At 50.6% G+C, this 16,437-nt stretch carries 15 protein-coding genes; 9 read left to right on the plus strand and 6 right to left on the minus strand.

The features are described 5' to 3' along the window. Positions 1 to 168 precede the first annotated feature (168 nt). Together SH451x_RS21265 and SH451x_RS21270 are read right to left on the minus strand one after the other, a co-directional pair. A complete protein-coding gene (locus tag SH451x_RS21265) occupies positions 169 to 1,383 on the minus strand; it encodes an FG-GAP repeat domain-containing protein (RefSeq protein ID WP_479359139.1) in 1,215 nt (404 codons plus the stop codon). Between the two features lie 59 nt (positions 1,384 to 1,442). Beyond that, positions 1,443 to 2,123, minus strand: coding sequence for a DUF2293 domain-containing protein (locus tag SH451x_RS21270; RefSeq protein WP_479359140.1), 681 nt, complete (start codon positions 2,121 to 2,123; stop codon positions 1,443 to 1,445). A 288-nt stretch (positions 2,124 to 2,411) separates the two neighbouring features. On the opposite strand from SH451x_RS21270, the gene SH451x_RS21275 reads away from it, so the two are divergent. Together SH451x_RS21275 and SH451x_RS21280 are read left to right on the plus strand one after the other, a co-directional pair. Next, the gene (locus SH451x_RS21275; RefSeq protein WP_479359141.1) at positions 2,412 to 3,824 is read left to right on the plus strand and encodes a sulfatase family protein; all 1,413 of its coding nucleotides are present in this window, start codon (positions 2,412 to 2,414) and stop codon (positions 3,822 to 3,824) included. A 69-nt stretch (positions 3,825 to 3,893) separates the two neighbouring features. After that, positions 3,894 to 4,811 (plus strand): DMT family transporter, encoded by a 918-nt coding sequence (locus tag SH451x_RS21280; RefSeq protein WP_479359142.1) that lies wholly within the window; start codon positions 3,894 to 3,896, stop codon positions 4,809 to 4,811. On the opposite strand, the gene SH451x_RS21285 is transcribed toward SH451x_RS21280, so the two are convergent. Both SH451x_RS21285 and SH451x_RS21290 read right to left on the minus strand, forming a co-directional pair. Beyond that, on the minus strand, positions 4,808 to 5,128 hold the full coding sequence (locus SH451x_RS21285; protein ID WP_479359143.1) for a hypothetical protein: 321 nt from the start codon (positions 5,126 to 5,128) through the stop codon (positions 4,808 to 4,810). The two genes, SH451x_RS21280 and SH451x_RS21285, sit on opposite strands and share 4 nt — an antisense overlap. Before the next feature lie 190 nt (positions 5,129 to 5,318). Next, positions 5,319 to 6,068 (minus strand): sulfite exporter TauE/SafE family protein, encoded by a 750-nt coding sequence (locus SH451x_RS21290; RefSeq protein ID WP_479359144.1) that lies wholly within the window; start codon positions 6,066 to 6,068, stop codon positions 5,319 to 5,321. Positions 6,069 to 6,213: 145 nt separating this feature from the next. Here SH451x_RS21290 and SH451x_RS21295 point away from each other — a divergent pair, with 145 nt between their 5' ends. Next, positions 6,214 to 6,435 (plus strand): DUF3309 family protein, encoded by a 222-nt coding sequence (locus SH451x_RS21295; protein WP_479359145.1) that lies wholly within the window; start codon positions 6,214 to 6,216, stop codon positions 6,433 to 6,435. Between the two features lie 51 nt (positions 6,436 to 6,486). Here SH451x_RS21295 and SH451x_RS21300 read toward each other — a convergent pair whose 3' ends face one another. After that, entirely contained in the window at positions 6,487 to 7,356 is an 870-nt protein-coding gene (locus tag SH451x_RS21300) for a PfkB family carbohydrate kinase (RefSeq protein WP_479359146.1), read from the minus strand. Between the two features lie 206 nt (positions 7,357 to 7,562). Between SH451x_RS21300 and SH451x_RS21305 the strand changes: the two genes are divergently transcribed. Continuing rightward, positions 7,563 to 8,945, plus strand: coding sequence for a glycosyltransferase family protein (locus SH451x_RS21305; protein WP_479359147.1), 1,383 nt, complete (start codon positions 7,563 to 7,565; stop codon positions 8,943 to 8,945). A gap of 45 nt (positions 8,946 to 8,990) precedes the next feature. Here SH451x_RS21305 and SH451x_RS21310 read toward each other — a convergent pair whose 3' ends face one another. Beyond that, positions 8,991 to 9,302: a Rieske (2Fe-2S) protein gene (locus SH451x_RS21310; protein ID WP_479359149.1), complete on the minus strand. Its 312-nt coding sequence runs from the start codon at positions 9,300 to 9,302 to the stop codon at positions 8,991 to 8,993. Between the two features lie 65 nt (positions 9,303 to 9,367). Between SH451x_RS21310 and SH451x_RS21315 the strand changes: the two genes are divergently transcribed. The 5 genes from SH451x_RS21315 (at position 9,368) to SH451x_RS21335 (ending at position 16,435) form a co-directional block, all read left to right on the plus strand. After that, positions 9,368 to 9,775: a hypothetical protein gene (locus SH451x_RS21315; protein ID WP_479359151.1), complete on the plus strand. Its 408-nt coding sequence runs from the start codon at positions 9,368 to 9,370 to the stop codon at positions 9,773 to 9,775. Between the two features lie 19 nt (positions 9,776 to 9,794). Further along, positions 9,795 to 12,563, plus strand: coding sequence for a serine/threonine protein kinase (locus SH451x_RS21320; protein WP_479359153.1), 2,769 nt, complete (start codon positions 9,795 to 9,797; stop codon positions 12,561 to 12,563). A gap of 300 nt (positions 12,564 to 12,863) precedes the next feature. Next, entirely contained in the window at positions 12,864 to 13,277 is a 414-nt protein-coding gene (locus SH451x_RS21325) for a hypothetical protein (RefSeq protein WP_479359155.1), read from the plus strand. 112 nt (positions 13,278 to 13,389) lie between these two features. Continuing rightward, positions 13,390 to 14,076 carry a 3-keto-disaccharide hydrolase gene (locus SH451x_RS21330; protein WP_479359156.1) on the plus strand — a complete coding sequence of 229 codons (687 nt, stop codon included), beginning with the start codon at positions 13,390 to 13,392 and terminating at the stop codon, positions 14,074 to 14,076. Between the two features lie 49 nt (positions 14,077 to 14,125). Next, entirely contained in the window at positions 14,126 to 16,435 is a 2,310-nt protein-coding gene (locus SH451x_RS21335) for a hypothetical protein (RefSeq protein WP_479359157.1), read from the plus strand. Positions 16,436 to 16,437 lie beyond the last annotated feature (2 nt).

The raw sequence follows: 16,437 nt of genomic DNA on the forward strand, positions 1-16,437 counted from the left end.
CTTAAAAAGTATGAAATAAGACCGCCAGCAAGACCGCCAATGGCAACATCAACTTTTCTTCCGCTTTTTGCTTGGCCGTGCTGGTCCTGTATCGCCCATTTTTTCAGGGTTCTTCCCGGGAAGAGAGACCTGTTTCGCTTCTTTATTGGGTTAACGAATTAGCGAATTCTACTTGGTCCAATAGATCTTTGCGTTCTTTGTCGCTCGACCAACGGCGACGATGTCGTTATCGCCGTCGCCATCGAAGTCGGCCGTAATCATATCTTCAATCGCCACCCCGCCTGGATCGACGATCTGTCGTGACCACTCGCTCGCCTCGGCGTTCATCGGTTTGTATATTCGCAATCCACTTCGATACTGACCATTCAAGTCATCGCGAATACCGACGACCAACTCCTCTCCATCTTCAGAGTCAAGATTCGCACAAGCGATCGCATGCCCCCAAGCCAACTGGTCGTCAAGAACGTAACGAGCCCACAATCCATCGCTTGACTCCCAATCCTCGGGCGCAACGTATACAACAACCTTGTCTCCGTGCCACGGTTCAATCGTCGCAATATAATTCCGACCACTCGCCAACCGACCGCGCTTGATTTCACTTGAGCCTCGTTTAGGAGCAGTCTGTTCTTGCCCCGAACCAAGCCTCTTAATTCGCACCTCCAAGTTATCATCGAACTGCAACCAACTAACACCTTCGTAACTTGCTGTAATAAGATCCATTCGGCCATCGTCGTTTAGATCGGTCGCCTGGAAATTATGCATAACATGCAGTTGATCCGTTAAAACGCGTTTCTCCCATGCAGCCTTACCAGCATCCATAGGGGTTTCGAAAGCTAACAGTCGCACGCCTGTTTGATCAAACCCAGGCGCTCGGCTACCACGCCCTTTCAGCGGGGCCACGATCAACAGCGGCTTGCCGTTGCCTCGCAAATCAGCCCAATTCATCCGATGCGTGGTTGGCTCAGTATCAATCGCATGATAGGTCCACGGCACCGAGTCAGTTTGCTCGAGCCAGCCGATGGTGCCGCCAGAATCTGAATTCCCGAACTGCCAGTCGGCGCCTAATGCAAAGTCGACTCGTCCGTCGCCGTTTATGTCGTGGGCGGCGAAAGTCACATTATCAAACTTCGCTTCCGGAGTCTCATAAACGACATGCTCTTTCCAGCTTGGATTCTCCAGCCATAATACGCGTTTACTGTCCAAGATTACTATATCCAGCCGGTTGTCAGCATTCACATCGACCGCGCGGACGGCATAACCAACGTTTAGCTCAACAGGCAGTGACTCGATTTCAAATTCGATTGCTTCCTCTCCTGGAGCGGGACTGGTCGCGACCGTCCACATCGAAAATCCCAGTAACAAAAGTAGAGCTGTTCGAACCATGGTTTTGAGTTTGCTTTCCAATTGGGAGAATGAATGGACCATTGCCTCTCCATGATGTGTCATTTAATTTGCACTAAAGCTTTTCGAAGTGGGCAAGCATCGGATATCGAATCGCCGCGACGATAGTAACCTAACAAACGTTCAGACTCACTGGCGAGCATTCTGCGGACTTCGCGACGCTTGCCTTTCACTCGTGGAATGACCATTGTATCGTAAGCGGTCGTCTGATGCCTCATCCAAGCGATCACAGCCGCTTGAACGCGATCTTCGATGGGGATACGTTCTGTTCGCGCCACCGTGCCACTGCCTACGGGTGTCGCATGTTCTGTGACAGCTTTTGCGAGTCGTTGCCCTTCGGTGGCATACCGGAGATGAAAATTGAGGAACTGGAGTACCGCACCATAGAAGTCTTCAACGTAGGCTGATTGCTTTTTTTCGCGGCGTTGCTTGGCTTGCAGAGTACGTTTCGCGTGCGTTTCGGACGCTCGTTCGACTGCCAAATCCGCGCGAATCTGGTTCACGCGAGCTAGCGGAGCACAAATACCGCGGGAGAAAGTTTTTCGTCCCTTCTTCTCCTGCACAACCCAATGTGCGCCCGCCGCTTTGACGCGGCGCGTCAAGGCGGCATCGCCAGGAGGCAACAAGGTCCAGTCCTCCGGAATTTTGACGGTCTGTCCGTTCGGCGCAATCAATAACTTTGGCGAAGGCCCTGGTGCAAAAAGATTTGATGCTAAGTTCATCAGCGTTATAAAAATCTAGGTAAAATACAATCTTAGGAAGAATAGCTTCAGTTGCCCACAACGATCCAGGTCTTACGGTCGAGTCAACCTGCGCTCTCCTCCCGGCTACTAAATCCACGGTTAGCAACATCGCGATGCTGGCTTGCAATTCCGCCAACGTACAGAATGGACTAGAAGCGGATGGGCAAACTGTTACGCTTTGAGGATATGATGTACACCAGGATCATGGATTGAGCCATCTGGGCTCAATTAGTTTCCTAGGAAGAACAACGATAAACGATGCCAGAAATGAAACTTAAACCTGCCAACCCAACTCTGTTTCGGGTTCAGTGGATCGTCGCGGCGACGCTAGCGATTGTGGCAATGATTGCTTCGACAGGCAACGCTGCGGCTCCCAACATCATTGTTATTTTTTGTGACGACTTAGGTTACGGTGATTTAGGCTGTTTCGGACATCCGACGATTGAGACGCCAAATATCGATCGGCTTGCCTTCGAAGGACAAAAGTGGACCGAGTTTTATTCCGCAGCAAGTGTCTGTACACCTAGCCGCGCGGGACTTCAAACGGGACGCTATCCGATTCGAAGTGGTATGTGCAGCAGCAAGCGACGCGTACTCTTTCCTGACTCTGCTGGCGGACTACCCGCAAGTGAGCTGACGATCGCTGAAGTGCTCAAACAACAGGGATACACAACGCATGCTGTCGGCAAATGGCATCTAGGTCATCTACCGCAATACTTGCCCACTTCGCATGGCTATGATTCTTACTTTGGCATTCCATACTCAAACGATATGGATCTTGTCGCTTCGGCTCCAACCGGGCGCGAGAGAATTTTGGAGCCAAAGAACGAGTACTTCAACGTGCCTTTGATGAGGAACACGGAGGTATTCGAACGTCCTGCAGTCCAGCAAACTATAACACGACGGTACACCGAAGAAGCTGTTGAGATTATCAACAAGGCAAGCGAGCAACCATTTTTTATCTATCTTGCACACAACATGCCTCACGTGCCTCTTTTTGCATCGGATGATTTCCGCGGCACTAGTCGCCGAGGTTTATATGGTGACGTCATTGAAGAGATCGATTGGTCGGTCGGTCAGATTGTCAGCGCTCTGTGCGCAAAGAACTTGGCAGAAAATACTCTCGTAGTGTTCACTTCCGACAATGGCCCCTGGAAGCTGTACAACACGCATGGCGGTTCAGCCGGACTGTTGCGAGACGGGAAGGGATCAACTTGGGAAGGTGGTATGCGCGAGCCGACCATTTTCTGGTGGCCCGGTACGATCAAGCCAGCGGTAATTACAGAAATTGGTGCAACCTTGGACTTGCTTCCTACCGTTGCAAAGCTGAGTAACGCAGAACTTCCAGCGGAAACCGTCTATGATGGCTTTGACTTAACGCCAACTCTGCTGAATGCTGATCCTAGCCCGCGGAAGAGCATGATTTATTATCACGGTGAAGAAGTCTTTGCCATTCGCTCTGGCATGTTTAAGACTCACTTCAAAACGCGCACCGAGTATGTAGGGCAAAAGGAGGCTGTTCAACATTCGCCGCCTTTGTTGTTTCACTTGGGGCATGATCCAAGCGAACAATTTGATGTCGCTGCTGAAAACCCAGAAGTGATTGAAGAGCTAACTAAGCTCAAGTCTGAACACGAAGCGACGATCGTTGCGGTCGAAAACCAGCTTGAAAAACAATAACACGTAGATCGTTAAAGTATCCAGCGATCTTGTTCCAACAATGATCCATAACAATCGGATTGATTTATCTTGGAGCAGACAGATCGTCAACGATGGCAAGGCCGCGCGCTGATCGTTGGTGCGGCAATTCTCTGGAGCACGAGCGGCTTCTTCGCAAAAGCCCCTTGGTACGATAACTGGCCGCTTGAGTCACGAGGGTTGTTGCTCGCTTTTTGGCGAGGCTTCTTTGCATTGCTAACGCTGCTGCCCTTGATCCGCAAGCCGACTTGGCATTGGGCGATGGTACCAATGGCCTTCAGTTTTGCTGCGATGGTCTGGACCTTCTTAACCGCCGTTGTCAGCGGACCAGCTGCAAATGCTATCTGGCTGCAATATCTTTGTCCGGCATGGGTCTTTTTAGCGTCACTGCTGTTTTTCAAAGAGCGAGCCAGCCCAGCTGATGTCCGTATGGTTCTCTGCTGCTTGAGCGGCGTGGTCTTGATTATTGCCATGGAGCTTAGGTCGGGTGGCAACCTCTACGCAACGGGGATGGCAGTCCTGTCGGGAATTTTCTTTGCTGGCGTTATCATGTCGATGCGCAGAATGCCCAAGATCGATCCGACGTGGCTGATCACGCTAAACCATCTCGCTACCGTTGTGATGCTATGCCCCTTTGTCGTCGCGGCCCCAGCGACAGCGGTACCGCTCGGGAGTTACATAGCGTTAGCACTTTTTGGTATCGTGCAGATTTCAGTTCCCTACATCATGTTCGGACGTGGTCTGCGTTCGACCACGCCGACGGAAGCGTCACTGCTAACGCTCATCGAACCCGTCATATTACCATTGTGGGTCTTTATCGCTTGGCGAAATCATCCTACTTACCAACCGCCGCAATGGTGGACGTACTGCGGGGGTGCGCTGATACTGGCGGGACTGTTGAGCCGGTATGTTCCACCGCTGCTGCAGGAACTGCGAGTTAGGAATGGCGAGAGGTCGAGCAAGACTTAGTTTTCGCCCAGAAAATTGCGTCGGAGCCACGCGTTTTTCCTCTGCTCCATTTCCACCAATCGCCCCCACATGGTAGGGCGGGGTGGTTCCTGCGGAACAGCGATCACGACACCCGGAGGTGGCTGGTTGATAATGCCGTAATCATTCACTCCGTTGCCAACAATCGTCGAGTTAGCCAATGGATAGTTGCTCGTGTATGGCTGCACAATTTGTGGCGATGGCGCAGAGTACTGAAAGTTGCGTCGGTTGGTTGCACACCCAAACGTAGTTGCAGCGATACAACATAAGCATGCAAGTTCTATTGCGGTTGATTTCATCTTCGCCATCTGACCCTAAGTGAACCAAATACACTATCTCGATCGTGAGGATTTCACTCCTCAAGGTTTGCACGCAGCTATTTGCATTCCAGTCAAAACTCCGGTTTCGCATGGAAATTGTCGGTCCGAAGTCACAAACTGCCACGTAGGTAAAGCTTGCCGACTGCGTCGTTTGATGCACACCGACAAACTACAAGAAACCGATCATGCGAAGCGATGCGATAGCGGTGAAGGCGAGTAGCAAGCTGTCAAAGATTTTTTGCGGGATACGATGAACGATCGAGCTACCAATGAAGATCCCCAACACAACTGTAGGCACGAGCATTAAATTAACCAGCAACGTATTCCGATTGATCAAGCCTAGTTCGTAGCTGAATGGCACTTTAAAAGAGTTCAGCATGAAGAAAAACCATGCGCATGTTCCCACTAACTGTAGCTTGGGCATGGAAACGGACAGAAGATATAGCGCGATGACGGGGCCCGCCGCATTGGCTATCATCGTCGTAAAACCAGTAAGTATTCCGGCGGCATATGCAAATGTGAGTGAATGAGGAAAGCGACCTAGCATATCGGGTCGCCAAATCCTTGCCATCTGCAGCAACGTCAAACTGAAGATGATCGCGCCTATCAAGCGTTGAATCGCCAGTTCATTCAATTTCCCCATCAGCAACCAACCGATCAGCACTCCGATCAGCGCCGCTGGCATCAGCCGCTTTACATAGTCCCACTGGACCTCACGTCCAAACATCCGGATCGCACAGACATCGCCAACGATCAGAAGCGGCAGTAGTACGCCGGTCGAATCGCGACCGCCAAATACTTTGGCAAAGATCACGACGTGCAGCATGCCGAATCCAGCCAAACCGCTTTTTGAGATCCCGACCCCCATACCTGCAATAACGAGCAACAACCAATCTGTGGTAGTCAATTCAGATAACAAGTGGTACTCCTCGAGTCAATTCGCTCCTTTGATCTGTAGAGATTTCAGGCGTGTCCGCGACAGGGGCGATGCTTTTGCAGTCGTGCAATGAATGATAATCGCTCATGCCACAATTGCTAATAGCGGATCAATGTAGGTTTCGATGATGGCACGCGTATTGCTAATCAAGTCGCTTACACTATTTTCTCAGCTCTGTGACAAAGGCGACCATAGCATGCCAACGATTCTTCTGATTATTTTGATTTTGCTCCTCATTGGCGTCTTACCCGTTTTCCCACACAGCCGTTCGTTTGGATATGCCCCAAGCGGTGGTATCGGTCTGATTGTCCTAATTCTCTTGATCTTGCTGCTGATGGGTCGGATATAAGCGAAGCGGGTGCCCAAAGAAACAATGCGTTAAATCCTCCCTGGGTCAGCGTCAGTCCTGGGCAGATCCTAGCGGCGGAAGTCCTCCTTGATGGCCGCATGTTTTAGCCGCGAGTGACACCGCTTCTTTACCGATTTCGGAAAGCTGCTTTCGCTGTAGCCAAGCCAGCACTGCCGCCGCCGTGAATGAATCTCCAGCCCCCACGGTACTCACGATTTTCTCAACGGGTGCTGCAGGAACTTGGCACTTTTCATCGCCGCGATAAATCGTTGCCCCTGCAGATCCACATGTTATGAAGAGGAGATTGATTCCGAACGCAGTCTGCAACTCTCGTGAAAACGCATCAAAATCAGCAGCGATTCCTAGTGCAGAGGCAACCGCTGGTACTTCTTCATCGTTCAATTTAATCGAATTTGCAAGCTGGACGGAACTTCGAATTATAGCGTCAGAGATCACGGGCTTGCGCAGGTTCACATCAAGAATGCGGAGTGCATTCTCCGGCGCAAGCTTCAACAGTTCGGTAATGGCTGACTGAGACTGGGGTTCACGTTGAGCTAGCGTCCCAAAACATACCACAGCCGCATTACTGACCAGATCGCGGGCGGCATCGGTCGCCTCAATCGCATCCCACGCTGCCGGACGGTTGATCGTATAGCTAGGCTGTCCGTTCTTCAATACGACATCAACTGTCCCTGTTGGGAAGCTGTTAGTCGTCAATCCCGAAAGATTGATGCCGCGACGCTCTAGTTCTTGAGTGGCTTGCTTACCAAGCGAGTCATCCCCTACAGCCGACACAATTGCGGCCGATGCTCCCAGCGCCTGCACATGACCGGCAAAATTTGTGGGTGCACCGCCTAGAATTTGCTTGCCGTCAAAGCAATCGAAAAGAACTTCCCCTAAGGCTACGATTTGGTGATCCATGTGACAAATCTTGAAGTTGAAAGAACCATTGTGCATTAATAAATTACGCGGATGAACGCTGCCAAGTCAGTGTAACACGGTATGCTATTTGTGCTACCGTGACCCCACTTACGACCCCGCTGACTAGAAGCCATATGCAAGGCACATCGCAAAAACTCTCTATTCTCCAACGAAGCTACATCAGGAGCGCGATCGTTGCATTTTTTGTGCTATCCGCAATAAATATTTACTACATTGCCGGAAACGAATGGTTTGAACGCCCACCTAAGCCGACAACGGATGGTTCCGATTACGAGTCGATGGGGTGGGGGATCAGCCAAGGACTCGGACTCGCCTCGCACCTGAGTAACCCCGAGTGGCAACGTCCGTACGTCAATGCCGATCCCGAATTGTACAGAGGCTGGCAAGATAAAGCAGGTCCCGTCGTCCCCAAAACAGACAGACCTCCCTTGCTACCGTTTGTTATCGGAATGTCTTATCTAGCTTTGGGCAACACACCCACCGCATTCGCAGTGATAAGAATTTTTCTTGCGCTGTGTCTTTCTCTGGCCGGAGCCATGTCGGTTGGCCTAACACATTACTTGGCAATTCGTTTGACAAGGCTTCGTTGCAATCCCTCGAAAGAGCAGGGGGCGTTACTTGGATGGCTCGCTGCCAGTATGTGCATGGCAATAGCAATTTTGGACAACAATATAAAACGCTACATGGAAGACTTCATAACCGAGCTTCCTGCACTTGCCCTTACGCAATGTTTTGTCGTGAGTTTGCTTTGGTTCATAACAGGAGCCAGGCAATCCAAAGCGCCAGCGGTAGTAGGGTTCTTTTTTGCCCTCATGGTTTACTCACGTTCAATATTTATTCTGTGGTTGCCATTTTTAGTCGCTCTTATTTTCCTTGCACGCTTCGTGAGTCTTCGTGGCGTTTCAACCTCTGAGCATCCTCTGCTACAACACTTGAAGTTGGCAGCCCTCGAAGTCACCGCCATATTCGCAGTCAGTCTCTTGTTGCTGTCGCCTTGGTTAGCACGCAACTGCATAGTTTTACAACAATGGATGCCACTGGGTACAAAAGGCCCGATCACATTGATGGGCGGCTATTGTGATGAATCGTACGTTGCGGGAGGTGACTGGCGAGCTGAGCCAGAAAACCATTGGCGAAGCTTGTTGAAGCTTAGTTTTGGAGATGAACTAGCCAGCTCGACCGCTGCAAATATTACGCTCGAGCTTGAACTCGTGCACATTGCGAAACGCGAAGTAAGGTTATGGATCTCGCAAAATCGAGACAAGTTGCCGGCGTTAATCTGGGGTCGACTCAAGATCCACTTTAATCCGTATACCGGCAAAAGCGGCATCGCAAAAATACTAGCGATTGCAGGTCTGCTGATCTTACTGCGAAAGCTGCCAATGGTTGGCTTTTGCCTCGCTGGCTTGATACTCACTAATGCGATTGTCGTGGCCGCTTTGTACAGTGTGGGTGGCAGGTTCTTGATTCCGCTGTACGGTATCATCTATACCTTTGCGGCACTTGGAGCAACTTACCCGATAATTTGGTTCATCCAGACTTGCGGCCGATCCGCAAAAACTGCGTGAGGTTTCCCGTCAGGTCTCTTTCGTAAGGAGCTCGCTATCGCTTGCTCATTCGGGGACGCTGACAAAGATATCTTCGCCGTCGATTCTGACCGGATAGGTATTCACTTTCATTTTAGGATTTTGGACATAAGCTCCGTCTTCCAGCCGGAATTGCCAAGCGTGCCAGGGGCAGGTTACACAGCCTTCATCTAGCCAACCTTCGGCCAGCGACGCTCCAGCATGTGGGCACATATCGTCGATGGCTTGGAATTTGCCGGCGTCGTTGAAGACAGCGATCATGCGATTTCCCGCTTCGAAAACACGCCCTTCGCCCACCGGAATATCGCCGACTTTTGACACTAAAAACTCTTTTTCCATCGCAATTTAGAACTCTGTGAGCCTATCCGAAAGTGAAAATTGGCCTATGTAGTTACAATAGGAGCATGGACATTACACCAGATACGAACAATGCGAAACCTCAAGCGGGCCAACCGAGAGCAGGTTCGCCTGCGAATCCGCCGGGCGATGATCGGTCCACGTATTCGGCTTTTTCCCATCCAGCGAGCGTGTCGCAGGCTCTGAATCGACCGAATGCAGAAGAGGAGCTGCTGGGCGACGTTGAAGGAGAAAATTCGGACGCGACGATCATTTCGGCTCGTCGGTCTACCGCCGATGAGGAGCCCGAGCAACGTAATTCCTCGAAACCGCTAAATACCAACCGCCACTCCAGTTCGGTCATGGCCGCCGCTCAGGTCTTGCTGGGCAAGTCGCTCGACCATTTTGAGCTGTTGGAGATGATTGGCGGCGGTGGAATGGGGGCAGTGTTTCGCGCCCCGCGACACACGTCTTGATCGAATTGTAGCCGTCAAAGTGATTCCGGCAGCTGGCCAAGACCCTGATATGGCGCGGCGGTTCAAATTTGAAGCGCAAAGCGCCGCCAAGCTCGACCACCCTCACATCGCTCGCGTCTATTACGTCGGAGAAGTATCGGAATGGAGTTACATTGTCTTCGAGTATGTAGACGGCATCAATCTTCGTGATCTGGTTCACTCGAAAGGACCGCTTGGGCTAGATGAAGCCGTCTGGTTCACGCGACAAGTTGCCGAAGCTTTGGCGCATGCGTCGGCAAGGTTTGTGGTCCATCGCGACGTGAAGCCTTCGAACGTTCTCGTCACCAAGAAGGGCTTGGTAAAGCTAGTGGACATGGGCCTGGCAAGAACGACTGCGATTGAGCGGACGTCGAATGATTTGACGGCCAGCAACATTACGCTCGGAACTTTCGATTACATATCGCCAGAGCAAGCGCGTGATCCTCGCTCGGCCGACGTACGTAGCGATCTCTATTCGCTAGGCTGCACGCTCTACTACTTGCTTTCAGGCAAACCGCCGTTTCCCGAGGGTACGGCGATTCAAAAATTGATGATGCACGGGAACGTGCAACCGGTCGACATTCGCCATCACCGAATCGATGTACCTGACGAACTCGCAGCAATCTTGCATCGTTTGATGGAAAAGAATCCGAACAGACGTTATCAAGAACCCGTTGAACTGATCAACGATTTATACCTCCTTGCAGAATTCGAAAACTTACCTCGTAGTCGTCAGGCTGGCACGATTTCCATCACGCCGACAATCGAAGACGTCAGCATTCTTGAGTCGCTTCTTCCGTGGATGATTGCCATCGGACTCTTGTGCGGTGTCACGTTATGGATGCAGAGCATGCACAGTGTCAAATCTGCAATCAGCCTCCCACATGAGCGGTTTATCTTTAACGTAAAGAAGACTTCAAATGTCCAGGAAGCTTCCCCATACGCGAGCAGCAGTATGGCAAATATTGTCGATCCAGGCTCTGCCAACAGCATCGCATCTGCTAGTGGATCGACACGGGAGAGCGTGGAGGAGAGCGTGCCTGGGAGCAATTATGAACTAGAGAGCGATAAAGAACGCGTTACCGGCGACTCCTTAAAGGCTCGAACCGGGAACAGCACCGACATCGCTCAAGCGACAACGGCTTCCCAGCCTGACCTGCGAAATTTTGGCAGTTCAAGTGCGGCGGAAGGGCCACCCCGAGCAACCAGCCTGACGCTTCCCAGCCGTAATCAAAGCGGTCTGACGGTGCCCATGACCAACGTGAGACCAGAGGAAAGATCGCTTGCAGACACGGTATCGAACGCAGATGCAACTCTGCCTGATAACAGGACTCCGCTGTTAACAAACAGCCAAACTCCAGCGAAAACGACGGAAGCTAGTGCCACTAGTCCTCTTCGACCACAACAGTATTCGAATTTCCCGTTCGAGGATCCATACTACTACAAACCTCGGAGTAGCGGTTCGCAGCGATCGAACAATCCGGTGGCCACATTTCCACTTGAACAGTCCTCTGTTACCAGCGAACCGACGATCTTCGTTGACAGTTCAACCACAAGTGTATCGAATGCCAATTACATTGTTGCTCGAAGCCTGGAAGAAGCTTTATCGATCTCTTCGTCCAAGCCCCAATATCAGCAAATTGTCTTGATGAATTCTGTGCGTTTATCGCGTAAGGTGAGATGGGACCACCCCGCACTCACCATCCGCAGTGGCAGTCAAAAACGTGCACGAATTGAAATTTCGCCCATCACCGACACAATGCCTCAATTTTTGAGCGATGGTTTCGAAGAACAAATATATGGATTCGAGGTGGGCGCCCAATCGCTACGACTGATTGATGTCGACTTGTTAGTGTATAGCCCCGAATCGAACGAAGGGATCGTCTCCGCCTTCGGTATGACAGCTGGTTCGGAGGTGGAATTGCAACGTAGCACTATCACCTTGATGCCATCAATTTCCGGTTGGCGTTCGTCGGTCTTTGCAACGCTTTCTCGAGAGTCAAGGAGGTCATTGACTTCTACTGTTAATGGTTCACTGAACAGTGCATCGACCACGCTTGCAGCGGACGACAACTACTCCGATCCTGTTCAGATACAACTCAGCAACAGTGTGATTCGTGGTAATGGTGACTTCTTAATCGAACCGCACGCGGTCAAGACAGAAGTGCAGTGGATGAATGGTTTACTTGCTTTGGATGGACGCATGATCGACTACCAAGGTGCAGCCTTCCCAAGTCGCACGCCGCTTAATATTCGATTCGAATTGCAGGAAGTCACTGTCGCTGCGCAGCGAGGATTGTCCCGCTTGCAATACGACAAAGCTATTTCTTATCCTGTCTGCCTATCATTTACGACCGAACGTTGTGCTTATGTATCCGACGCAGACACAGCCATGTTCGAATTCGAGGGGGTCGACGAGTTGGCAGATTTAAAGTCGGTGGCGAGCGATGTGCCTTCTTGGACAAGATGGCTGGATGTGCGGGGCATCGACAACGCTTACGATACTAGCGTTCGGGAGTTGATTCGATTGAGATATCGGGGGCGAATCAGCGCTCGATTTGATTTTGAAATTGCAGTGCGCACGATTCTTTCAGAACGTTCGCCCGAATCAAGTATACGCTGGGTAAGCCCTCCTCACGCGTCTGGCCAGCCGTACCGTCTCGTGCCCGGCGACTTCCTGCAGCGACCTGGTTCTTTCAATCCCGGCATGCAGACCAGCCTCCTACCCCCGCTTGAATCAACCGATTCAACGATTTCATCAAGAAATTAGGCGAGAATTTCTCTATAGCGATTTTTCCGCAGAACCGGTCGCCCGCAATTCACTTCAGGGGATTTAGACTCTAGACGATGGCCTACGTACTTGTCGCGGTATATGATTAGGAGCCGAACAGCCGCAGTTTTCTGGTCGCAGGCCTTAGTAATCAGTTTCAACAAGCTCCAGTTTCGTCTAAAATTTTCGCTTGATCTGGCTTTGAAAGTGGCTTTACGCGACTTGCAATGCCATTTAGGTTAGATATTCTGCTATTGTTCGAATGCAAGTTCTTTCTGTTCTACGGAGTTTTTATAGCGTATGAAAAAGTCTTTTTTAATGTTGCTTGCACTATCCATTGCGAGTGGAAGCTTTGCAAGCCAAGCCTTTGCCATCAAACCAATTCAAGACGTTTGGAATGCAAAGTACACCGAGAGCGAAGGTCAAGCTGAATTGAAGACTCTTGCTGGCGAAGCAAAATGCAATGTCTGCCACGTAGAGAAAGAAGACAAGAAGAAGGTACGTAATCCGTACGGCAACGCTCTTCACGAAGCCATCGAGAAAGGTGGTTTCAATGTAGGCGACTTCAAGAAGAAGGCCAAAGACGAAAAAATGATCGAACAGCTCAAAGAGATCATGACTAAGATCGAAGAAGAGAAAGCTGCGGACGGCGAAACCTTCAAAGCTCGGATGGCCGCTGGCAAATTGCCAGGTGGCGACAAAGAAGGCAAATAGCTTTTGATCCTCGACTGTTAAAATCGGTGCAGCAATTGGAACGCTAGCGGCAGCCTCGCTGGCGTTTTTTTATCCCACCTCCTTTCGACACCTACCAATTTGAAACGAAACTATGCAAATAGCAATTAGCAGAATCTTAGCTACGCTTGCGTTATTTCTCCCAGCGACCGCACTTACGCACTCGGCACTTTCCCTACACTCTAATGCGCAGGAGCCTCAGGCTGTCACGCAAGAGAAAGAAGAGGGCTTCGAGTCGCTCTTCAATGGTAAAGATCTCGACGGCTGGAAGATTAACGAATCCCCTGACTCATGGCACCTGGAAGATGGATGTATCGTTGCCCACGGGGATCGTAGCCATTTGTTTTACGTCGGCAACGACAAACCTTTCAAGAACTTTCACTTGAAAGTCGACGTAAAGACAACTCCGGGAAGTAACGCTGGAATTTACTTCCATACCAAGTATCAAGACGATGGCTGGCCCAAATATGGTTACGAGTGCCAAGTCAACATTTCGCACAGCGATCCGAAAAAGACTTCGGGCTTGTATTCCGTTCAAGACGTCTTCGATCCCCCGGCCAAAGACAACGAGTGGTACACGCAAGAGATCATCGTAAAAGATGGCAAGATTACCACCAAGGTTAACGGCAAGACGATTGTCGACTACACCGAACCAAAGAACAAAGAAGCTGACTCAAATGAATTCGAGCGACGACTCGGAGACGGAACATTTGCGTTGCAAGCGCACGACCCAGACAGCAAAGTTTACTTTAAGAATATTAGTGTAAAGCGGCTAGACTAATCGACGCCGCCCCGAAAGAAGCTTAAAACATTAACGCACTTGGAAACGAGTGCGTTTTTTACAGATACAGCAGCAGTTTGCCCGCCCATCACCTTCCGTAGGCGCAGTTAGAACATTGATTGGCCCGACTTACCAATGGCTTTGCCGAACATCCCAATTTGCGGTGATGCTTCTATGCGTCTTCGTCTGCAGATATGCAACATCTGATGCTAACGCGCAACAGGTTGCCAAAACGGAAAATGCAATTTCCGCCACTGAGATCCAGATAGGAATGGGGCTCGACGACCAATGGAAAGTGGGATTTGAAACACCAGTCTATCTCCAGAATCTGGCTTCAAACTCAGGTGAAGAGATCGAGTTTGAATTTACGTCCGTAGACGGGGACGGGATCGATGTCACTTACAAACAGCAAGCAAGTGCCGACGGGCAAATTTTGGTGCGGCATGGGCGTACCAACCGGTCGATGCGATTAAAACTTCTCAGCGATGAGGAGCAAGTGCTTTTAGATCGTGAGTTGACAGACGCGGAACGCGGAACAGCGTTGCCAGTATCTCAGCCATGGATCGTCGGGATCGGAGAAAACTTAGAGCTCCAAGAGATCGTACAAAAGTCGGCGCGCGGCGGATTGCCATCGGTTTCCGTCAGCAGCTTTGCAGACACATCACGCTTGCCGACAGATAGACGCGCGTTTGCTGGCGTGGATCTTATCGTGCTCGCAACGAACAATTTAACTCTGCTAAATGGAATCAGCGAAGCTCAGGGGAATGCAATTGTCGATTGGGTAACGAATGGCGGTCGAATCCATATCTGGCTGGGAGGCAGCGCTGAAGAGGCAAGCAAAATTGAATGGCTTGCTCGATTGATTCCTGGAAAAGTGATTGGTATCGCTACGGAAGTAGATCCCGCTGTACTCGAATCATTTATCTCGACCAACCAGACATCGCGGCTCGACCTGCTTACTTGCGCCCACTTGCAGCTTGACAAAGACAGTTCGACTGACCTTACACTCGTCTCGCCTGATCGGGAGAAACTGCCATTTCTTGTTCGCAGTGCATATGGAGCGGGTTTCGTTGATACGATCGCCGTAGATCTCAATGGTGAAAGTATGCTTGCGTGGAAAGACCGTCGCTACCTTTTAGAACGCACATTTGGACCAGAGTTCGCATCAAGCCGTCAACGTAATACCAACGAGAATGTAAGCTTCCTTGGCTACAATGAGATGAGCGGGCAGATTCGAGCGAGTCTCGATCATTTTGATGCCGTAAACTCCGGCTCGATCAGCTTGTTAACAGCTCTTGTACTTGCCTTTGTCTTGACTATCGGTGGTTTGGATTATTTTGTAGTCAATCGATCACTGAGAAAATCGACGTGGACTTGGCTGACATTAGCCATTGCGTGCTGTACTATTCTCGCTGTCAATCAAGCGTTAACCGCGGCATGGAAACCAAAGGGTGTCTTAATCAACACCGTAGAAATCGTTGACTACATTTTTGATGTAGGGCTTGTTAAAGGCACAGCGTTCACTACACAGTACAGCGGGTCGTCGGCCAAGTTTGACTTGTCTGCTGAAGCTAAATCGCTCGTAAACCCCGAATTCTCTGCCTCTCCTGCAATCGAGCAGCCGACAATTCATGCGCAAACATACTTGCGGTGGGCTGGACAACCAGGCACAGGCTTGGGGGGATTCGACTCACGAGTTCGCAGCGACATTGGCATTCCAGGTTATGACCTAATCTATAACAACACCTCGGACAGCTTTCAGTCTGAGATTAACGGGATTGGGATTCCATCTGCAGGTACGGTATCGCTTCAAACAAGCTGGGAAGCACGATGCGATGAGATCTTACAAAGCAACCAACTGCAAAATCATCCGGGTTCGGACCTCCTCGAAGGCAGCTTCACAAACCCGCTCGATTGCGAATTGCGGAATGCCATAATCCTGTATGAAGCCTGGGCATATCCGCTCCCGAAAAGCATTCCAAGTGGCGGAACCATTCAACTGTCGATTGCCGATTCACCGCGAGATCTTTCACGACAACTTCAACAGCGGCGGGTCGTGGACGATAAAGAACAAAGCGTTCCGTGGGATCCATCCGAGCGCCGAAAAATGTCTCGACTCGTCGAACTCCTTACTTTTTACTCGGCGGCTGGCGGTCGACAATATGTTGGCTTGGAACTCGACTACTTGAAATCGTTTGACCTATCAAACCGACTCACGCGCAATCGTGCGGTTCTGCTCGCAGAAATTGACAAAACAGTATTGAAGTGGAAAGCTCGCAGTAAAGAACAAACAGTTGTTACCCGAGATGCATATCGCTCAGCGTATGTAAGGTTTCTACTTCCAATCGAAGATCGCTAGAG

Source organism: Njordella aestuarii, from assembly GCF_056494165.1.